The organism is Streptomyces sp. NPDC003943 (genome assembly GCF_053605265.1).
The window spans coordinates 1-19,857 of the sequence record NZ_JBSGIW010000051.1; the positions used below are offsets into that span (position 1 = coordinate 1).

Genomic DNA, 19,857 nt, shown 5'->3' on the forward strand with positions numbered 1-19,857 from the left:
CCTGCGACCTCTGGGTTATGAGCCCAGCGAGCTACCGAGCTGCTCCACCCCGCGTCGGTAAACCAACAGTATCACGACGCGGGGTGAAGCCATGACGACGGTCAGCCGCCGGGGCTCGGTGACGGGCTCCCGGACGGCGCCGACGGCTTCGCCGACGGCGCCGCGGAGGGCGCCGTGGAGGGCGCCGGGGACGGGCTCTTGAGCTTCGCGCCCTCGTCGGCCGCCCGCTGGAGCGCTTCCTGCAGGGCCTGCTGCGACTTGCCGTAGGCGTCCCAGTCGCCCTTCTTGAGCGCCTCCTGGCCGTCGTCGTACGCCTTCTGCGCGTCCGCGATGGCCTGCTTCAGCGCGGCGTCGGTGGTCGTCGGCTTCGGCGGGGTGGTGGTGCCCGGCGGCGTGACCGGCGGCGGGGTGGTGCCCTCGACGCCGAACACCGCGTTCAGCGCCTCGGTCAGGGTGTCCTTGAAGACCGTGACGTCCTTGGTGGTGTCGCCCTTCGGCTGGTCCGCGTCCACGTACGACGCCGCGACCTTCTTCAGCAGCGGGTAGTGCGCGTTGCGGCCCTGCGCGTACACCGGCTCCACGTACAGGAAGCCGCCGTCCAGCGGGACGGTGAGCAGGTTGCCGTACTCGATGTCGGAGTCGGCGCCCTTCATGTCGCGGACGAAGGTCGCCACCTCCGGCAGACCGTTCAGCTTGTTCTGCACCTGCTCGGGCCCCGGCACGTCCTCGCCGACCCGGAGCAGCCTGATCCGGCCGTACTCCTTGCTGGTGGCGTCGGCGTCGATCGCCATGAAGCCGCCCAGGTTGGGCCGGCCGTTCGGCGTGAACGTCGTGGTCAGCGAGAAGCGCTCCGCCGGGTCGCCGGGCATCTTCATGCTCAGGTAGTACGGCGGGACCGCGTTGCCGTCCTTGTTGGTCGGGTCGTCCGGCACCTGCCAGGCGTCCGAGCCGCTGTAGAACTGCGCCGGGTCGGTCACGTGGTAGCGGGTCAGCAGCTCGCGCTGGACCTTGAACATGTCCTGCGGGTAGCGCAGGTGCGCGAGGAGGTCGGGCTTGATCTCCGAGCGCTCCTTGACCGTGCCGGGGAACGCCTTCATCCAGGTCTTGAGGACCGGGTCCTCGGTGTCCCACTGGTAGAGGTTCACCGTGCCGTCGTAGGCGTCGACGGTGGCCTTCACCGAGTTGCGGATGTAGTTGACCTGGTTCTGCTGGGCGACCACCGCGCGCTGCTGGTTGCCGACCGTCAGCGCGTCGGCCGTGGTCTCGCCGAGCGTCGTACGGGAGGCGTACGGGTAGCCGTTGGTGGTGGTGTAGGCGTCGACGATCCACTGGATGCGGCCGTCGACGACCGCCGGGTAGGCGTCGCCGTCGATGGTCAGCCAGGGCGCGACGGCCTCGACCCGCTCCTTGGGGGTGCGGTTGTAGAGGATCCGCGAACCGTCGCCGATGGCCCCCGAGTAGAGGATCTGCGGCTCGCTGAACGCGACCGCGTACGCGGCGCGGTTGAAGGCGCTGGAGAGGCTGACCCCGCTCTTGCCCTGGTAGCTGGTGGTCTTCTCGCCGTTCTCCTCGTAGTCGAGCTCCTTCTGGGGCCCGCCGACGATCGAGTACTGGTCGGTCTTCTCGCCGTAGTAGATGCGCTGCTGGTACGGGGGGAGCTGGCCGGTCGTCGGCAGCCCCGCCTCGGTGAAGACCGGCGAGCCGTTGGCGTCCGTCTGCGTGCCGGCCGCCAGGATGGCGCCGTAGCCGTGCGTGTAGGTGAAGTGGTCGTTGATCCAGTTCCGCTTCGGGATGCCCTTGATGTTGAGCTCACGCAGACCGATGACCGTGTCCTTGCCCTGATACCGGTCGACGTCGAGGGTGAGCGGGAACTGGTAGTACTTCCGCTTCTGCTCCAGCTGCTGGAACGTCGGCGAGACGATGTTCGGGTCGATCAGGCGGTAGGCGGCGGCCGTGTCGGCGTCGGCGCGCAGCTGGTTCTTGTCCTTGACCGTCGACTTGCCCGAGTACTCCTCCGGCTTGGTGGAGTCGATGGCGTACGCCTTGCGGGTCGCGTCGATGTTCTTCTGGATGTACGGCGCTTCCTTGGCCTGCTCGTTCGGCTGGACCTGGAACTTCTGCACGATGGCCGGGTAGAGGCCGCCGATCAGGATCGCCGAGAGCACCATCAGGCCGAAGCCGATCACCGGCAGCTGCCAGGTGCGCCGCCACAGCGTCGCGAAGAACAGCAGCGCGCAGATCACGGCGATGCAGAACAGGATCGTCTTCGCCGGCAGGAACGCGTTGGCGTCCACGTACCGCAGACCCGTCCAGTTGCCGGTCGCCTTGAAGTCGCTGGACTTCACCGCGAGCCCGTACCGGTCGAGCCAGTACGCCACGGCCTTGAGCGACACGAAGACGCCGAGCAGCACGGACAGGTGGCCGGTCGCGGCGGCGGTCGCGCGGGCGCCCGGGCTGGTGATGCGCAGCCCGCCGTACAGGTAGTGCGTGAGGGCGGCGGCGATCAGCGACAGGATCGTGGCGGCGAAGCCGAAGGCCAGCAGGAAGCGGTACCAGGGCAGGTCGAAGGCGTAGAACGACACGTCCAGATGGAACTGCGGGTCCTTCTCGCCGAACGAGACCCCGTTCACCCACATCAGCCAGGTGCGCCACTGGCCGGAGGCGGAGGCCCCGGCGATCAGGCCGACCAGGACGGTGATGCCGAGCAGCAGCCACTTCTTGAAGGGCGCGATGCCCATCCGGTACCGGTCGAGGCTCTGCTGCTCCGTGGACATCGCGCTGAGCGGCGGCCGCAGCCGGTACGCCAGCCAGATGTTCAGCCCCACGGCCAGCGCCATCAGCAGACCGAAGACCAGGAAGAGGCCGATCTTGGTCCACAGCGTCGTGGTGAACACCGACGAGTAGTGGACCGAGCGGAACCAGAGCCAGTCGGTCCAGAAGCCGGCGAACATCACGAACGCCATGCCGAGTACGGCCAGGACGCCCAGCGTCATCAGCAGCGTACGGGCGCGGCGGGACGGCCGGCCGACTCTCGTCCTCGGTCCGGAAGGACCTGTGCCGCCTCCGCGGTCCGGCATCTGGAAAGCCAACGTGCGCCCCTCGTGGTTGAAGCTGAGATGCGCCGGCAGGTCGGCCGGCACGTCCAATGGCGGGCTTCGCGATCGTGTGTCCGCGATCGTAGAGCCCACTGATGCAACTTACTGAGGGTTTACCTAGTTCCCGACTTCCGGTGAAGACGAGGCAGGATATTGCCCATGTCCAACTTTTCCCCCTCCGGTCCCCCGATGGCCGCGAACCCCCTCACCCGTGCCGTGCTCGAGATCGACGAGTACGCCTCGGGTCTCGGCTGGGACCGGCCGGCCCGGCTCTTCGCCCTCGTCAAGACCGCCGAGCTGCGCAAGACCGCGCCGTCCCTGGCCGGCCAGCTCGGCGGCACGGGCGACGCCGCCGGCGGCGGCTACACCCCGATCGAGCAGGACCAGCTGCCGGCCGGCAAGCCGCTGGACGAGTTCCTCGGCACCATCGCGTGGCCCAAGGCGGTGGCGGGCTGCGCGCTCACCGTGGAGCGGCTGATGCTGCCGCCGTCGGCGGAGGCGTCCGTGCCGAAGGGCCTGAACGACGCGGCGCTCGCCAAGTGGGTGGCCGGGCACCCGGACCGCCAGGAGGTCCGGATGACGGTCGCGGTGCTGCGGAACGGGAAGCGCGAGGCGGCGATCCGGCTGCGCGAGAAGGACTCGCCGAACGAGGTCCTCACGGGCCCGGACCTGGTGCCGGGGCTCGCGGACGCGCTGGCGGCGACGTTCGCGTCGTGAGCCGAGACGGGGCGCCGTAGGGCGCCCCGTCTCGCGTCAGCTCCTGGAGCAGCTGGGCAGGGACGCGGTGTCGCCCTTGCGCAGCTTCTCCAGGGACTTCGTCGCGTCGTCGATGGTGTTCACCTTGATCAGGGTGAGGCCGTCGGGGGTGTCGGCAGCGGCGGCCGCGCAGTTGTCGGCGGGGGTGAGGAAGTACCGGGCGCCGGCGTTGCGGGCGCCGACCAGCTTCATCTCGATGCCGCCGATCGGGCCGACCTTGCCGTCGTCGTCGATGGTGCCGGTGCCGGCGATGAACCTGCCGCCGGTGAGCGAGCCCGGGGTGAGCTTGTCGAGGATGCCGAGCGAGAACATCAGGCCGGCGCTGGGGCCGCCGACGTCGGCGAGCTTGATGTCGACGGTGAACGGGAAGACGTGGTCGGTGCCGGCCTGGATCCCGACGATGGCCCGGTCGCCCTCCTCCGACCTGGTCGTCGTGAGGACGACCTTCTCGGACACGGTGGCGTCCTTGTGGGCCTTCTCCGCGGCGGCGGCCGCCTTGGCCGGGACGATCGTGAAGGCCACCTGCTCGCCGGCCTTGTGCTTGGTGACGAGCTTGGCCACGTCGCCCGGCTGCTTGACGGCGATGCCGTCCACGGCCCTGATCACGTCGCCCGCGTGCAGCCGGCCCTCGGCGGGGGTGCCCTTGACGACGGTGGCCACGACGACCCGGGTGGTCACCGGGATGCCGAGCTCACGCAACGCGGAGACCTTGGCGCTCTCCTGTGACTGGCTGAACTCCTCGGCGTTCTCCTGGCTGGACTGCTCCTCGGTCTTGCCGTCCGGGTACAGCGTCTCGTGCGGGACGATCACGCTGTCGTGCGCCAGCCAGCCGTAGACGGCCTCGACCGCGTTCATCTTGTAGTCCGCGCTGGTGACCCGGACCGTCGTCATGTTGAGGTTGCCGCTGGTCGGGTACGTCTGGTGCCCCGAGATGCTCAGGACCGGCTCTCCGCGCGCCTCACCGAGGGTGTTCACCGTCGGGCCGGGGCTCATCTCCGAGTAGGGCACCGGAATGAGGACGCCGACACAGAGCAGCGTGATCAGGACCAGGGTGGAGGCGAGCATCGTCGCGGTGCGGCGTGGCATGGAACGACAGTACGGGACCGGCCTGTGAGTGCACCCGCGGGGCGGTCCGTACGAGGATCAGCCGACGGTCGTCGCGGGCGAGGTCTCGCGCTCCGCCCGCACGGAAGCGGAAGGCTCGGCGGATGCGGTGGGGTGGGCCCGCTCCATGGCGTCCCGGAACCGCGCGTAGCCCGCGAGCTCGGCGACGTCCCCGATGGTCTTGTTCCTCGATGCCCAGCTCGCCCATATCGCCGCGCCGACGACTGCGAAAACCGGAATCAGCAACCAGGCCAGCGCTGCCATCCCGACCTCCCATCCCCAAGGGTCCCCAGTGAGTTGATCAGCAGATTATTCATCCGCGTCATCAACGCTCACGCCTGGGGGCCGGTTACGCAAATCGGGGCGTTCGACTACGAGTCGTCGGCGTGGCGCCTTGCCACGCGGCGCGCGACGACCGCGACCTTCAGTAAGCCCCCACCCTCCCCCAGACTCGGGGTGGACGTCTCAGCAGGCTCCCACCCACTCCTCGGTGCCGTCCGAGAACTTCTGGTGCTTCCAGATCGGGACCTCGTGCTTGAGGTCGTCGATCAGCTTTCGGCAGGCCTCGAAGGCTTCGCCGCGGTGCGGGCAGGAGACCGCGACGACGACCGCGAGGTCACCCACATGGAGGTCACCCACCCGGTGCACGGCGGCCAGGGCCCGGACCGGGTAGTTCGCGACGACCTTCTCGGCGACGCGGCGCAGCTCCGCCTCGGCGGTGGGGTGGCAGGAGTAGCCGAGCGCGTCGACGTCCGCGCCGCCGTCGTGGTTGCGGACCGTGCCCACGAAGAGGGTGGTGCCGCCGGCCGCGTCGTCGCCGACCGCACGGAAGACCTCGTCGACCGAGAGCGGCGTGTCCCGGATCGCGAGGAGCTTGATCGGGTCCTCGGCGGCCTGCTCGCCGGGGTGGTCGATGGGCGCGTGGTTCTCTGCCATGGACCCATCGTGCCGCACGGCACCGACAGGCCGGAATAGAGATTTCGCCCGGCGAGACGGACCCTCCGTAGGAGGGTCCTACAGGCCGCGCCGCTTCCGCATCTGCCGGACCAGCGCCGCCGTGCCCAGCAGCGCCACCGTCGCACCGGCCGCGCCCGCCGCCGTGGCGTCCTTGCGGCCCAGGCGGCGGCCGGCGACCGTGTGCCGGCCCGCGGCCTCCTCCAGGAGCGCGGCGAGCACCTCCTCGTTGGTCCACTTCGGCCGCCAGCCCGCGTCGTGCAGGCGTCCGACGCTGACCACCCAGGGGTGCATCGTGTACGCGAGGTCGCCGGCCGGCGACGGGGTGAGCCCGATCCGGTGCAGCCGGGCCGCCGCGCCCAGGGCGACCGCCGAGGGCAGCTCCATGCGCCGGATGCCCGACAGCTCCTCGACCTCCTCCTGCTCCAGCCAGCCCTCGCAGCCGACCGCGAACTCCCCGTCGACCTTCTCCAGGGCCGCGTACTCCAGGGCGCTGACCAGGTCCTCGACGTGGCAGAACTGCCAGGTCGGGCGGGATCCGGCGACGACGAGCAGCCGCGGCGACTCGAAGTAGCGGGTCAGCGCCGTGTCCGTACCGCCGACCAGGACCGCGGGCCGGACCACGGTGACGTTGAGCCCGGGGTGGGCGCGCGGCGCCCGGCGGGCCAGGCGCTCGATCTCCAGGAGGTCGCCGACACCGGTGGCCTCGGCCGTGGCGCGGAGCTCGGCGTCCTCGGAGAGCGGGATGTCGTTGTCGGGCAGCGCCCCGTAGACCATCGCGGAGGTGCACAGCACCACCCGGTGCACGCCGGCCGCCGCGGCGGCCGTGAGCACGGTCTGGGTGCCGCGCACGTTGTACGCGGTGCGCGCGGCCGGGTCGGTCTCCAGGTCGAGGTCGACCGCGAGGTGCACGACGACGTCCGCGCCGCGCAGCTTCTCGGCGATCGCCGGGTCGCGCACGTCGAGGATGTGCCACTGCGCCTCCGACACCTCCCCGCGGCGCTCGTCGATCGCGATGACCTGCTTGACCTCCTCGGACTCGGCGAGTCGCCGGGTCAGCAGGTCGCCGATGCCGGACGCGGCACCGGTGACCGCGACGACGGGCCCGCGCGCGGCGGGACGGGTTGACGGGTTTCGCGCTGCGCGAACCTGAGGATCTGGGGAACTCACCGGGCGTCTCCAGCGGTTGTCTTCAGTACGTACCCGAATGACGCGTACGTACCAGGTGGCGTCCATCCTGCCCCAGGCCACGGCCCGGCGGAGCACCGAGCCCGGATCCGGTGCGGATGTCGGGGCGGTGCCCCGCCGGTCGGCCCGGCCTGACCGGCGGGCCACCGCCTACGCTGGTGGTGAGAGTCCGCCGTCGGCAGCAAGCCGGCGGCCCTACGAGCCGAGGAAACCTGTGAGCGACACCCCATTCGGATTCGGCCTTCCGCCGGAGGAGCCGGAGAACGGCGACGAGGGCAAGAAGAAGGACCCCGCCGGAGGTGGCCAGGGGTCCGGTGGCCAGGGCGGCAACCCGTTCGGGGCGAACCCGTTCGGTTTCGGCGGGATGCCGGGCATGGGCGGGCCGGGCGGCGCGGACAATCCGTTCGCCGCGATGTTCGGTTCGATGAACCCCCAGGACCTGGGCGCGGCCTTCCAGCAGCTGGGCCAGATGCTCAGCTACGAGGGCGGGCCGGTCAACTGGGACATGGCCAAGCAGATCGCGCGCCAGGTGGTGGCGCAGGGCACGTCCGACGGCACCAAGGACGCGAGCGTCGGCCCCGCCGAGAAGGCGGCGGTCGAGGAGGCGGTGCGCCTGGCCGACCTGTGGCTCGACCAGGTGACCTCGCTGCCCTCGGGCGCGAGCACGGCGGTGGCGTGGAGCCGCGCCGAGTGGGTCGAGGCGACCCTGCCCGCCTGGAAGCAGCTCGTGGACCCGGTCGCCGAGCGGGTCGGCGCGGCGATGGGCGAGGTGCTGCCCGAGGAGATGCAGGCCATGGCGGGCCCGCTGATCGGCATGATGCGCTCCATGGGCGGCGCCATGTTCGGCCAGCAGATCGGGCAGGCCGTGGGCGTGCTCGCGGGCGAGGTCGTCGGCTCGACGGACGTCGGCCTGCCGCTCGGCCCGGCCGGCAAGGCCGCGCTGCTGCCGCTGAACGTCGCGGCCTTCGGCAAGGACCTGAGTGTCCCCGCAGACGAGGTCCGGCTGTACCTGGCCCTGCGCGAGGCCGCCCACCAGCGTCTCTTCGCACACGTGCCATGGCTGCGCGCGCACCTCTTCGGCGCGGTCGAGGGCTACGCCCGGGGCATCAAGGTCGACACCTCCAAGCTGGAGGAGGCCGTGGGCCAGCTGGACCCGACGCACCCGGAGCAGCTGCAGGAGGCTCTCCAGCAGGGCATGTTCCAGCCGGAGGAGACCCCGGAGCAGAAGGCCGCCCTGGCCCGTCTCGAGACGGCGCTCGCGCTCGTCGAGGGCTGGGTGGACGCGGTGGTGCACGAGGCCGCCAAGGCCCGGCTGACCTCGGCCGACGCGCTGCGCGAGACGCTGCGCCGGCGCCGGGCGACCGGTGGCCCCGCGGAGCAGACCTTCGCCACCCTGATCGGCCTCCAGCTGCGTCCGCGACGGCTGCGGGACGCCTCGCGCCTGTGGGCCTCGCTCACCGACGCGCGTGGCGTGGACGGCCGCGACGGCCTGTGGGAGCACCCGGACATGCTGCCGACGGCGACGGACCTGGACGACCCGGACGGCTTCGTCCACCGCGAGCAGCTGGACTTCTCCGAGCTGGACAAGATGCTCGGCGAGGCGGCGGCCGGCGGCGGTTCCCAGGACGACGGCACGGACGAGGGCAAGGACGACACCCAGAAGTGAGTCTGTTCGACGACGCGGTCCTGGTGCTGAAGGAGTACGAGGACCAGCCGGAGCTTCGTGACGTCTATCTGGAGCACCTCGCGGCCCATCCGGACGGTATGTACAAGCCGTGCGGGGCCGGTCACCTCACCAGCAGCGCGCTGGTGATCGACCCCTCGCGCGGGCAGGTGCTCCTCACCCTGCACAAGAAGCTGAACATGTGGCTGCAGATGGGCGGCCACTGCGAGCCGGGCGACCCGACGGTCGAGGCGGCGGCGCTGCGCGAGGCGACGGAGGAGTCCGGCATCGCGGGCCTGACGCTGCTGCCGGGCGGCCCGGTGCGCCTCGACAGGCATCCGATCCCGGCGCCGTGTCACTGGCACCTGGACGTGCAGTACGCGGCGCTCGCTCCCGCCGGGGCGGCGGCGGCGATCAGCGACGAGTCGCTGGACCTGCGCTGGTTCGGGTACGACGAGGTGGCGGACGTCGCGGACACGTCGGTGGTGCGGCTGGTGGAGCGCACCCTGAAGCGCCTGTGACAGACGCGTAAGAACCGTAAGAGCCGTCAAAGGGGCGGTCGCCGTGGCGACCGCCCCTTACGCGTCCCTCCGCGTCAGCTCCAGACGTTGCCCTGGTTCTGGGCGTGCGCTCCGTGCTGGCCCATGCCGAACTGGGCGGCGATGCCCTGGCCGATCACCGCGTGCTGCGGCGGAAGCAGCTCGCTGGGCTGGACGAGCGCGAAGCCGGTGCCCATGAAGCTGAGCTCCCAGCCCTCGCCCGTGCTGCCGCGCCGCCGCCACACCCCGGAGGAGTGCGTCTGTGCCTGCATCTGCACGCGCAGCCCGGTGGACCAGGCGACGATCGCGTCGGCGTCGCAGTTCACGTACCGGTCCGGGGTGACCCGCATGAGCAGCGGCGCGCCCGAGGTCATGAGGGCGACCTTGCCCTGGCCGGTGATGTTCAGCTGGTACTTCCCCGAGCCGGAGATGCCGTACAGGCTGTCGACGGCGATGACCTCGTGGTGCAGCGAGGAGTCCATGGCCAGCACGTAGCTGCTGTCCACGGTCAGCCCCTCCTGCTCCACGTCCATCACGTGGACGTGCTGGGCGAGGTTGGCGAGGTAGACGGTGCCCTGCCCGTGGCAGCGCATGAGGTCGAGGCCCTCACCGGTGTGCGCGCGGGCACGCGCCTGGCTGTTGCTGCGGTACTCGGCGTCGAACTCGACGAGCCCCTGGTAGGCGACCATCGTGCCCTTGCGGGCGAGCACGTCGTCGTGGCCCTGCAGGGTGACGCGCAGCATCTGCTTGTTCTGCAGACTCCAGCGTTCCTGGGTCTGCTGGTCGTTGAAGGCGAAAAGCGGGCTCTGCATGATCTCTCTGACTCCCCCTTCAGCCCCGGACGCGGAGACGGTCGGTGCTGTCCTCGCTCGGCTGGACGACGACGATGCCCTGGCCGGAGAACGCCATCTGGAATGCCTCACCGCTGCCGCGGCCGATCAGCGACTGCGCCTTGAAGCTGCGCTTGCCCTTCACCTTGAGGTTCGGGGACCAGGCGACGAGCGCGTCCGGGTCGACGTACGTCTCGTCCTCCCCGCCGCCGCAGTCGACGACGATCGGCTTGCCCCGGGAGGTCAGCGCGACCCAGCCCTGTCCGGAGATGGTGGTGTTCCACAGCCCCTGTCCGGCGAACTTCGCCAGCCCCTTCACCCGCTCGACCCCCCAGTTCAGGTGGGCGTCGAAGGCGAGGAGATTGGTGGCGTTGACGGAGATGCCGTCGCCGTTGAGCTGGATGACGACGACGTTGGCCCCGTAGTCCGCGAGGTAGAGGAGGCCGTCGCCCGAGCACTTCATGAGGGGCGCGCCCTCGCCGGTGATCCAGTCACGGGCGATCTGGCGCACGGCCGGCGGGTTGGGCTCGTACTGGACGAAACCCTCGTAGGCGACCATCGACCCGACGCGCGCGAGGAGGTCGTGTCCCGTCTGGAGGGCGACCTTGAGCATGTGGTTGCCGTGGTTCTCCATGCGGGCGGTGACGGGTGCGGGGGCGTATCCCGCGATCGACTGGTTCATGACGGGCTCCCTCAGACCTCGTACGGCTGGACGACGATGAAGTTGCCGGGTGCGCCCCGGAACTGGAGGTTGACGCCTTCGCCGGTGTCGCCTGGGTAGGCGTTGCGGCGCATGCGCACCTGGCTGGAGACGACGACCTGGGAGGCCGCCGACCAGGCGACCACCGCGTTGGAGTCGGCGAACGTGGTCGGCGTGACGGGCAGGACCACGGGCACGCCGTGGGTCTTCACGACGACCGTGCCGACGCCCTGGAACTGCATGGTGAACAGGGCGCCGCCGGGAATGCCGTGTCCCTCGATGCGGCGGACCTCGTACTGCAACGACTCGTCGAAGGCGAGCACATTCTCGGCGGACACGCAGATGGCGTCGCCCTGGAGCTCGACCGGGTGCAGATGGGTGGACTGCTCGGCGAGGAACACCTGGCCGTGGCCGGTGCAGCGCATCAGCTGCATCTCCTGGCCGGTGGCGCCGCCGACGATGCGTCCGGCGAAGCCGGCGCCCTTGTAGCTGAAGTCGACCTTGCCCTGGTAGAGCACCATGCTGCCCTGCTTGGCGAGCACGGGCTGGCCGCCGACGCCGAGGTCGACGCGGACGAGCTTGGCGTTCTGCGGCGTCCACCGCTGCCCGTTCGGCGTCTCCTTGAACGTCTGGAGCGCGGCCGCGACGCCGGGAGCCTGGGGTGAGCCCTGAGGCACGCCGTAGGGCTGCTGGCCCGGGACCTGCCCGTACTGCGCGGGCTGCTGCCCGAACTGCGGCTGGCCGTACGGGGCCTGGGCGGGCTGGCCGTACGGAGCCGGGGCGGGCTGGCCGTACTGCGAGGGCTGCGGCGGCTGCCCGTACTGCGGGGGTGCCGGCGGCTGCTGTCCGTACGGGGCGGGCGGGGCCGGCGGCGCGGGAGCGGGCGGCGGGGTCGGGGCGTGCGGGGCCTGGGGCGTCAGGGGCCCGACCATGGTCGGCGCTGCGTGGACCGGCACCCCGGCGGGCGGGGTGCCGAACGACGGGGCGGGAGCCGGGGCAGGGGCCGGAGCCGGAGCGGGAGCGGGAGCGGGAGCCGGAGCGGGGGCCTGGGGTGCGGCGGGGGCGGCGAACGCGGGCGGCGCGGCGGCCTGGGCCGGCGGGGCGAAACCGGGGGCGGCGGCCGGGGGCTGCTGCTGCGGGGCCTGCTCCTCCTCGGCGACCTCGCCGCCGAAGTTCTTCAGCAGCGCTTCGAGGCCGCCGTCGAAGCCCTGGCCGACGGCGGCGAAACGCCACACGTCCTTCAGGTAGAAGTCGCCGAGCATGACCGCGCGTTCGGTGGAGAACTCCGCGCCCGTGAAGGCGTAGCGGGCGACCTCCTCGCCGCCCGCGACGATCCGGATCCAGCCGGGGCCGACCTGCGACATCTGCCCGGCGCCGTCGATGGTCGCGGTGAACGACAGCTTGTGGATGTGCGCCGGGACGCGGTCCAGGGTGACGCGGAAGGACTCGGTGTCACCGGCCTGCGCGCCGAGCAGCTGGATGGACTCCTCGGGCGACTTCGGCTGGTTGAAGAAGACGAAGTAGCGGTCGTCGGAGAGCCGCTCGTCGGCGTCGAGGCCGAAGCAGCTGATGTCGAAGGTCAGGCCGGGCGCCGCGATCTGCACGCCCACGTACAGATCGGTCCCCGCCGTGAGATCACTGATCTTGGCCTTGTGGCCGCGTTGGAATTCCCTGGCCATGTGTGACGACCGTCCCCCATCCCGAATGTACGAGTGCGTCGCGCCAGGCTAACGGCTGGTCGTGACATCGGGGCAGGCGCGTACCCGATCGGAACGAAACCGGCACCGGACCGACTCGCGAGCCGGCCCCGGGCAGGCGTCACTCCTCGCGCGCGTGCGGCAGCTGCGGGAGGCGGGCCGCGGCGGCCACGCCCTCCAGGTAGCCGCGGGCGCGCTCGGTGCGCGGGTACGCCTCGAGGAGCCGCCAGAACCGAGGCCCGTGACCGGGCACCAGGAGGTGGGCGAGCTCGTGGCACAGGACGTAGTCGACGACGTACTCGGGCATCCCCTGGAGCCGGTGGGAGAGCCGGATGCTGCCCTCGGCCGGAGTGCAGGAGCCCCAGCGGGTGTTCTGGTTGGTCACCCAGCGCACGGACGCGGGGCGGGCCCGGCCGCCGAAGTACTGCTCCGACAGGCGCTCGGCGCGCTCGGTCAGCTCCTGGTCGCCGAGGACGCGCCTGCTCTCCTGGGCGGCCAGCTTGTCCAGCATGACTGTGACCCAGCGGCGCTCCTCCGCCTCGGACATCCGGGCCGGGATGAGCACGACGGTCCGGTCGCCCTCGCGGTACGCGGAGACGGTCCTGCTCCGGCGGGAACTTCTGCGCACCTCGACCGCGCTCGTCCCCGAGCCGCGGGGCGGTCTGCTGGTCACGCTGGGCTTCGGGTCGGCCGGCACGGCCCCGACGTTACCCGCTGTGCGCGGCGGAAGTCCCGCACCCCCGCATTCGAATGATTAACGCCCGTGCCTGTGGACAACTCTCCGCACGGCCGGCGCGGCCGGGGCAACCTGATCGCGGGAACGACGAACGGAGATCGTTCACGTGGTTCAGGGGGTGGGTCGTGCATCCGATGGTGAAGCCGGCGCTGCGGCGCGCCTGGCGGAATCTGCAGTACGTGCAGTTCGGGGTGACGCCCGCGCACGCGGTGGTCCTCGGGCCGGTGGATCCGACGACGGGCAGCCTGATCGGGCTCTTCGACGGGACGCGCGGGCTGGAGCTCCTGGAGGCGGAGGCGAAGCGGCTCGGGTTGCGGGAGGGGCATCTGGAGGCGCTGCTCGGGCGGCTCGCGGCGGCCGGCCTGATCGCCGACGCGTCGGTACGGCCACCGGGCGGCGGGCCACCGGGCGCGCCGCCCGGGCGGGCGGAGCCGGAGCTCGACGCGGTGCGGGCGGACCTGGCCTCGCTCTCGGTGGTGCACCGGGCGCCGGACGGTGCGGCGCGGGCGCTGGCGGCGCGCCGGGCCCTGCGGGTGCAGGTGCGGGGCGCGGGGCGGGTGGGCGCGGCCGTGGCGGCGCTGCTGTCGGCGGCGGGCGTGGGCCGGGTGGAGGTCCTGGACTCCGGCACGGTCGCGCCGTGGGAGGTCTCGCCGGGTGGGCTGCCGGCCGATGCGGTCGGCGAGCGCCGGGTGTCGGCGGCGCGGCGGCTGGTGGGCCGGTGGCGCCCGGGCGGCCGGGCGCCGCGGAGCCCGGACGCCGGGGCGGAGCCGGGGCTCTCGCTCGTGGTGGTGACGCCCCGGGACGGGCTGGGCGCCTATGTGCCGGACCCGCTGCCGGCGGAGAGCTGGCTCGCCGCGGGCACTCCGCACCTCTACGCGGGGGTGCTCGAAGCGACCGGTGTGGTGGGGCCGTTGGTGCTGCCGGGCGGGACGGCCTGTGCGGGCTGCATACAGCGGGAGCAGGCCGACCGGGAGCCCGTGTGGCCGCGGCTTCCGGCCCAGTGGCGCTCGGGCGCGCCGCATCCGCTGCCCGCCTGTGACGTGTCGCTCGCGACGGCGGTCGCGGGGCTCGCGGCGGCGCACGCCCTGGCGTTCCTGGACGGCGATCTGCCGTCGAGCACCGGAGCCCGCTGGGAGGTGTCGCTGCCGCTGCTCGAGTGGCGCTCGGCGCCGGTCCGGCCGCACCCGGCGTGTCCGTGCGGGGCGCGGCTCGCCGCGCGGGGGGAGCATGCCTCGGCGGCCGTGGCGTCACGGAAGGGCAGGCAGGACACAATGGCGGGGTAACAAGCTTGTGCGGCACGGAATCTGGGACTTCACGGCACACGGGACCTGGAGGGCGAATGTCTGATCTTCCCCGGAAGGCGGTCACCCGGACCGCCAAGCTGGCCGCGTTGCCGTTGGGCTTCGCCGGGCGGGCCACCTGGGGCCTGGGCAAGCGGATCGGCGGGAAGTCCGCGGAGATAGTGGCGCGGGAGCTTCAGCAGCGGACGGCCGATCAGTTGTTCCGGACACTGGGCGAGTTGAAGGGCGGCGCCATGAAACTGGGTCAGGCCCTGTCCGTCTTCGAGTCGGCACTGCCCGAGGACGTCGCCGGCCCCTACCGGGCCGCGCTGACCAAGCTGCAGGAGGCGGCGCCGCCGCTGCCGGTGGCCACGGTGCACGGGGTGCTCGCGGAGCGGCTCGGCGAGGGGTGGCGGGAGCTGTTCCTGGAGTTCGAGGACAAGCCGGCGGCCGCGGCCTCGATCGGTCAGGTGCACCGGGCGGTGTGGCACGACGGCCGCGAGGTCGCGGTGAAGGTGCAGTACCCGGGGGCCGGGGCGGCGCTGCTCTCGGACCTGACGCAGCTCAGCCGTTTCGCGCGGCTGCTCGGCCCGCTGATCCCCGGCATGGATCTCAAGCCGCTGATCACGGAGCTGCGGGACCGGGTCGCGGAGGAGCTGGACTACGGCCTGGAGGCCGAGGCGCAGCGGCGACACGCGGAGGAGTTCGCGGGCGACCCGGACGTGGTGGTGCCGGCCGTGGTGCACCAGTCGGAGCAGGTACTGGTGACGGAGTGGCTGGACGGGGTGCCGCTGTCGGAGGTCATCGCGGACGGCACGCCGGAGCAGCGCGACCGGGCCGGGCAGCTGCTGGCCCGGTTCCTCTTCTCGGGTCCCGCGCGCACCGGGCTGCTGCACGCGGATCCGCATCCGGGGAACTTCCGGCTGCTGCCCGGCCGCGAGGACGGCGCGGGGGCCGACTCGTGGCGGCTGGGCGTGCTGGACTTCGGCACGGTGGACCGGCTGCCGGGCGGGCTGCCGGAGACGATCGGCAGCTGTCTGCGGATGACGCTGGCCGGCGAGGCGGAGACCGTGTACGAGCTGCTGTGCGCGGAGGGCTTCGTGAAGAAGTCCATCGCGCTGGACCCGGACGCGGTCCTGGAGTACCTGCTGCCGATCATCGAGCCGGCCGAGGTGGACGCGTTCGGTTTCACCCGCGGCTGGATGCGCGCCCAGGCGGCCCGGATCGCCGATCCCCGCTCCCCCGCCCATCAGTTGGGCAGGCAGTTGAACCTGCCGCCCTCGTATCTGCTGATACACCGTGTGACGTTGAGCACGATCGGGGTGCTGTGCCAGCTGGGCGCGACCGTGCGGCTGCGGGACGAGCTGGCCCGGTGGCTGCCCGGGTTCACGGAACCGGCGGAGGCAACGGAGTCCTGAAGCCGGCGCCCGGTCACCACCAGGAGGAGTCGAGGCGGCCCTCGATGGCCCTGATGTTGGCGCGGGCGCAGTCCTCGCAGAAGTAGCGGCGGCTGCCGTTCTCCACCGAACAGGTCCAGGTGACGGGGAGTTCCCGGGCGGTCTTGCCGCAGCGGGCGCAGACGTAGAGGGGCTCGGGGGCGGGGTCGTCGTTCACCTTGGTGACGATAACCCGGCGGGCAGCCGCGATCGGTGCAACGCACCGCGGGGGCCGGTCCGTTCGGACCGGCCCCCGCGGATCGGGTGCTGCCTGGCTCAGTGCATGACGGCCATGGCGAGCGCGCGGCGGGCGCGCAGCGACACGCGCTCGGCGCGGCGCTGCATCCGTCGGGCGGCGACCAGGCGCATGGCCTGGCGTTCCGCGTCGACTTCCCGCAGGCGCTCATGCATATGGGCACGGGCCAGGGCTTCTGGGATGAGTTGCATTTCACGGGTCCTGTTCTGACGCGAGCGCATCGCGCCGTTCATCGAAAGTTCTGGGGTCGCGGAGCCGACCGGCTCGGGGGCGGACGAGGTCATCGGGGCCTGCTTCTGGGGATCGTGCGTGTGGGGGCGGTCGATGGTTCCGATGGCGTTCATGCCGCGACCGGGTTCTTGCGCGGGCGGCCACGGGGCCGCTTGCGGGCTACGACCACGCCCTGGACGAAGAGCTCGCCACCCCAGACGCCCCAGGGCTCGCGACGCTCGATGGCGCCCGCGAGGCAGGCCTCCATGAGCGGGCAGGTCTTGCAGAGCGACTTGGCGTACTCGACGTCGGCCGGGGACTCGGCGAAGAAGACCTCGGGGTCGTACGAGCGACAGGGGACGGGTACGCCGAGGTTCTCGATGGCGTCGTCGAGCGCGGTGAGCGCGGTGAGGGGGGCGAGGGGGGTCAAGGCGGAGTCCTCCGTGAGGCCGGGCGGGGGGATCGTTTCGGAAGGCGGTACGGACGGGGCGTGCGCTTCGAGTTGCACGGGATCTGTTCCTCGTCTGGTCGTTCCGGCCTGTTGGGCCGGGGTTTCGGTGGTACCGGTCGCTGCTGGTCCCGAGGCCCCTTCGCTCCGTCGTCCCCGTTCGGGGACAAACAGAAGGGCCGCGGATCCCTGGTGGGGTTCCGCGGCCCTGAAGGCGCCGGCCTGATCGTCGATCAGGCTGGATCACTCCAGGGTTCGAGCCCACGGAAGGCCCACATCGTGTGGTGCTGCGTCGTCTGCTGCTGGATACCGGCACCGGTCGCGATGGCCGCAAAGCCATAGGCCGTGGCCTGGGCCTTGCCCACTACTCCTGCTTCCAGTGCCTTGGTCGGTCGCTCATTGCGCTCCGGGCGATCCATCAGCAGACCGGACATGCCAAGAGGCAGTCCGGCGCCGGACAGACCGGTGCCACGGAGGCTGGAGGACGCGAAGGCGGAGAGGCCGAGCGAGCATGCGGAGGCGACGACCGAGAGATCGGTCATTTTGGCGGTGCTGGTCTTGATGTTCTTGATGCTGATCACTGGAATCGCCTCCCTTCGGCGTCTCGGAGGGCTCGGGGTGAGCCGGACCCTCATGTTTATTTGGACAAGTACAGCACGAAGACAGGGCTTCCAAGAAGCCGCTGTTTCCGTGGTTAAGAACCTATGGGGCTTGACGGGGCGGGCGCAAACTATTTTTCCGACGAGTTTTCCTCAGACCTCGTCGTCACTTCCGCCAGGCTCTCCACCTGCGCAGATGGCGAGAACATCGGTCCCGAACCGGTCCAGCTTGCGGGCGCCCACGCCGGGGATCGCCGCGAGCTCGCCGCCGGAGCCCGGCAGCTGCTCGGCGATCGCCATCAGCGTCTTGTCGGTGAACACGCAATAGGCCGGCTGGCCGAGCGCGCGGGCCTGCTCCGCGCGCCACTCCCGCAGCCGCTCGTACAGCGCCTCGTCCATGTCCGAGGGGCAGTCCTCGCAGCGCATCAGCTTCATCTCGCCGGCCTCGGTGAGCGTGGCGCCGCAGACCCGGCAGAGCACCGGTCCGCGCCGCTTGCGCCGCGTGGAACCGCCGATGCCCCGCTCGACGCCTCCGCCGCCGCCCACCGCGCCGGCCGCGGCCGGCGAGCCCGAGCCGGGCCGCAGGCCCTTGAGGAAGCGGGTGGGGCGCCGGGAGGCGCGGCCGCCCGGGGAGCGGGACAGCGCCCACGACAGCGAGAGGTGGACCCGGGCCCGGGTGACGCCCACGTAGAGCAGCCGGCGCTCCTCCTCGATCTGCTCGTCGGTCTTGGCGTACGTGATCGGCATCATGCCCTCGGTGAGGCCGACCAGGAACACGGCGTCCCACTCCAGACCCTTGGCCGCGTGCAGCGAGGCGAGCGTGACGCCCTGGACGGTGGGGGCGTGCTGGGCGGCGGCCCGCTCGTCGAGCTCGGCGACCAGGTCGGAGAGGGTCGCGCCGGGCTTGGCCCGGGCGAAGTCCTCGGCGAGCCGGACCAGGGCGGCCAGCGACTCCCAGCGGTCCCGGACGGCACCGGAGCCGGCCGGCGGCTCGCTCGTCCAGCCCTTGGTGGAGAGCACGGCCCGCACCTGGGCGGGCAGGTCCTCGGCGTCGTCGAGCAGCGCGTCGTTCCCCCCGGCGCGGGCGGCGCCGCGCAGTGCGACGCCCGCCTCGCGCACCTCCTGGCGCTCGAAGAAGCGCTCGGCGCCGCGCAGCTGGTAGGGCACGCCGGCGTCGGCGAGCGCCTGCTCGTAGACCTCCGACTGGGCGTTGACCCGGTAGAGCACGGCGATCTCGCCGGCCGGGACGCCGGCGGCGATGAGGTCGCGGATCCGGCGGGCGGTGCCCTCGGCCTCGGCGGGCTCGTCCGCGTACTCCGTGTAGACCGGCTCGGGGCCAGGGTCGCGCTGGGAGACCAGCTCCAGGCGGTGCTCGGCGGCCCGGCCGCGGGCCTGGCTCAGCAGCCCATTGGCCAGGTGCACGACCTGCGGCGTGGAGCGGTAGTCCCGGATCAGCTTGACCACGGTCGCGTGCGGGTGGCGGGTGCGGAAGTTCAGCAGGTGGTCGGGGGTGGCGCCGGTGAAGGAGTAGATCGTCTGGCTCGCGTCGCCGACCACGCAGAGGTTGTCCCGGTCGCCGAGCCACAGGTCGAGGAGCCGCTGCTGGAGCGGCGAGACGTCCTGGTACTCGTCGACCACGAAGTGCTGGTACTGGCGGCGGATCTGGTCGGCGATGTCGTGCCGGTCCTGGAGGATGCCGACGGTGAGCAGCAGCACGTCCTCGAAGTCGATCACGTCGCGCTCGCGCTTCAGCTGTTCGTACATCGCGTAGATCTGTCCGATCTCCGCCGGGTCGCGCGGGGCGTCGCGCACCGACTTGGCGACGGCGGCCGGATAGTCGGCGGGGACGGTCTGGGTGACCTTGGCCCACTCGATCTCGCTGGTGACGTCCCGCAGCTCGTTGCGGTCGAGCCGGAACCGGCAGCGCGCGGCGGCCTCGGCGACCAGCTGGACCTTCCGCTCCAGGAGCCGGGGCAGCTCGCCACCGACGGCTTTCGGCCAGAAGTACTGGAGCTGGCGGAGCGCGGCCGAGTGGAACGTGCGGGCCTGCACCCCGCCCGCGCCGAGCTGCCGCAGCCGGCCGCGCATCTCGCCGGCGGCGCGGTTGGTGAACGTGACGGCCAGCACACTGGCGGGCGCGAGTATGCCTGCCCGAACGCCGTAGGCGATGCGGTGGGTGATGGCCCGCGTCTTGCCCGTGCCGGCTCCGGCGAGGACGCACACCGGGCCGCTCAGGGCCAGGGCGACCTCGCGCTGCTCCGGGTCGAGCCCGTCGAGCACCGCGTCGGCCGAGTCCGGGACCTGCGGGAAGAGAGTGGAGTGCGTTGCTGCTGTCACCCCGCCATGCTGCCAGGTCGGGCGGGGTC

At 71.8% G+C, this 19,857-nt stretch carries 19 protein-coding genes; 5 read left to right on the forward strand and 14 right to left on the reverse strand.

Annotation, left to right across the window (positions count from 1 at the left end; genetic code table 11):
• Window positions 1-101: 101 nt before the first annotated feature.
• A complete protein-coding gene (locus ACWEV0_RS21205) occupies window positions 102-3,077 on the reverse strand; it encodes a UPF0182 family membrane protein (RefSeq protein WP_453150906.1) in 2,976 nt (991 codons plus the stop codon).
• A 177-nt stretch (window positions 3,078-3,254) separates the two neighbouring features.
• Here ACWEV0_RS21205 and ACWEV0_RS21210 point away from each other — a divergent pair, with 177 nt between their 5' ends.
• Complete coding sequence (locus ACWEV0_RS21210; RefSeq protein ID WP_453150908.1) at window positions 3,255-3,812, forward strand: PPA1309 family protein; 558 nt, start codon at window positions 3,255-3,257, stop codon at window positions 3,810-3,812.
• 36 nt (window positions 3,813-3,848) lie between these two features.
• On the opposite strand, the gene ACWEV0_RS21215 is transcribed toward ACWEV0_RS21210, so the two are convergent.
• From ACWEV0_RS21215 to ACWEV0_RS21230, 4 genes are all read right to left on the reverse strand, one after another.
• On the reverse strand, window positions 3,849-4,937 hold the full coding sequence (locus ACWEV0_RS21215; protein WP_453150909.1) for a YlbL family protein: 1,089 nt from the start codon (window positions 4,935-4,937) through the stop codon (window positions 3,849-3,851).
• Window positions 4,938-4,994: 57 nt separating this feature from the next.
• The gene (locus ACWEV0_RS21220; protein ID WP_453150910.1) at window positions 4,995-5,219 is read right to left on the reverse strand and encodes a hypothetical protein; all 225 of its coding nucleotides are present in this window, start codon (window positions 5,217-5,219) and stop codon (window positions 4,995-4,997) included.
• A 201-nt stretch (window positions 5,220-5,420) separates the two neighbouring features.
• Window positions 5,421-5,891 (reverse strand): molybdenum cofactor biosynthesis protein MoaE, encoded by a 471-nt coding sequence (locus ACWEV0_RS21225; protein ID WP_453150911.1) that lies wholly within the window; start codon window positions 5,889-5,891, stop codon window positions 5,421-5,423.
• 78 nt (window positions 5,892-5,969) lie between these two features.
• On the reverse strand, window positions 5,970-7,079 hold the full coding sequence (locus ACWEV0_RS21230) for an SDR family oxidoreductase (protein WP_403792327.1): 1,110 nt from the start codon (window positions 7,077-7,079) through the stop codon (window positions 5,970-5,972).
• Window positions 7,080-7,311: 232 nt separating this feature from the next.
• On the opposite strand from ACWEV0_RS21230, the gene ACWEV0_RS21235 reads away from it, so the two are divergent.
• Both ACWEV0_RS21235 and ACWEV0_RS21240 read left to right on the forward strand, forming a co-directional pair.
• Complete coding sequence (locus ACWEV0_RS21235; RefSeq protein ID WP_453150912.1) at window positions 7,312-8,763, forward strand: zinc-dependent metalloprotease; 1,452 nt, start codon at window positions 7,312-7,314, stop codon at window positions 8,761-8,763.
• Window positions 8,760-9,281, forward strand: coding sequence for an NUDIX hydrolase (locus ACWEV0_RS21240; protein WP_453150913.1), 522 nt, complete (start codon window positions 8,760-8,762; stop codon window positions 9,279-9,281). The genes ACWEV0_RS21235 and ACWEV0_RS21240 overlap by 4 nt, the downstream gene beginning before the upstream one ends.
• A 74-nt stretch (window positions 9,282-9,355) precedes the next feature.
• Here the strand turns inward: ACWEV0_RS21240 and ACWEV0_RS21245 are convergent, their stop codons facing one another.
• The 4 genes from ACWEV0_RS21245 to ACWEV0_RS21260 all read right to left on the reverse strand — a co-directional run bounded on the left by ACWEV0_RS21245 (window position 9,356) and on the right by ACWEV0_RS21260 (window position 13,223).
• The gene (locus tag ACWEV0_RS21245) at window positions 9,356-10,111 is read right to left on the reverse strand and encodes an AIM24 family protein (protein ID WP_453150914.1); all 756 of its coding nucleotides are present in this window, start codon (window positions 10,109-10,111) and stop codon (window positions 9,356-9,358) included.
• A gap of 19 nt (window positions 10,112-10,130) precedes the next feature.
• Entirely contained in the window at window positions 10,131-10,811 is a 681-nt protein-coding gene (locus ACWEV0_RS21250; protein WP_453150915.1) for an AIM24 family protein, read from the reverse strand.
• An 11-nt stretch (window positions 10,812-10,822) separates the two neighbouring features.
• Complete coding sequence (locus tag ACWEV0_RS21255; protein WP_453150916.1) at window positions 10,823-12,508, reverse strand: TerD family protein; 1,686 nt, start codon at window positions 12,506-12,508, stop codon at window positions 10,823-10,825.
• Window positions 12,509-12,647: 139 nt separating this feature from the next.
• On the reverse strand, window positions 12,648-13,223 hold the full coding sequence (locus ACWEV0_RS21260; protein WP_453150918.1) for a M48 metallopeptidase family protein: 576 nt from the start codon (window positions 13,221-13,223) through the stop codon (window positions 12,648-12,650).
• A gap of 164 nt (window positions 13,224-13,387) precedes the next feature.
• On the opposite strand from ACWEV0_RS21260, the gene ACWEV0_RS21265 reads away from it, so the two are divergent.
• Complete coding sequence (locus ACWEV0_RS21265; protein ID WP_453150920.1) at window positions 13,388-14,545, forward strand: TOMM precursor leader peptide-binding protein; 1,158 nt, start codon at window positions 13,388-13,390, stop codon at window positions 14,543-14,545.
• A gap of 56 nt (window positions 14,546-14,601) precedes the next feature.
• On the forward strand, window positions 14,602-15,960 hold the full coding sequence (locus tag ACWEV0_RS21270) for an ABC1 kinase family protein (RefSeq protein WP_453150922.1): 1,359 nt from the start codon (window positions 14,602-14,604) through the stop codon (window positions 15,958-15,960).
• A 13-nt stretch (window positions 15,961-15,973) separates the two neighbouring features.
• Here ACWEV0_RS21270 and ACWEV0_RS21275 read toward each other — a convergent pair whose 3' ends face one another.
• The 5 genes from ACWEV0_RS21275 to ACWEV0_RS21295 form a co-directional block, all read right to left on the reverse strand.
• Complete coding sequence (locus ACWEV0_RS21275) at window positions 15,974-16,156, reverse strand: hypothetical protein (protein WP_453150923.1); 183 nt, start codon at window positions 16,154-16,156, stop codon at window positions 15,974-15,976.
• Window positions 16,157-16,254: 98 nt separating this feature from the next.
• Window positions 16,255-16,578 carry a hypothetical protein gene (locus tag ACWEV0_RS21280; RefSeq protein WP_453150925.1) on the reverse strand — a complete coding sequence of 108 codons (324 nt, stop codon included), beginning with the start codon at window positions 16,576-16,578 and terminating at the stop codon, window positions 16,255-16,257.
• A complete protein-coding gene (locus tag ACWEV0_RS21285; RefSeq protein WP_403792345.1) occupies window positions 16,575-16,952 on the reverse strand; it encodes a WhiB family transcriptional regulator in 378 nt (125 codons plus the stop codon). Before ACWEV0_RS21285 ends, ACWEV0_RS21280 begins: the two co-directional genes overlap by 4 nt.
• 173 nt (window positions 16,953-17,125) lie before the next feature.
• Window positions 17,126-17,473: a hypothetical protein gene (locus ACWEV0_RS21290; protein ID WP_403792347.1), complete on the reverse strand. Its 348-nt coding sequence runs from the start codon at window positions 17,471-17,473 to the stop codon at window positions 17,126-17,128.
• A gap of 171 nt (window positions 17,474-17,644) precedes the next feature.
• On the reverse strand, window positions 17,645-19,828 hold the full coding sequence (locus tag ACWEV0_RS21295; protein ID WP_453150927.1) for an ATP-dependent DNA helicase UvrD2: 2,184 nt from the start codon (window positions 19,826-19,828) through the stop codon (window positions 17,645-17,647).
• Between the last annotated feature and the right edge of the window lie 29 nt (window positions 19,829-19,857).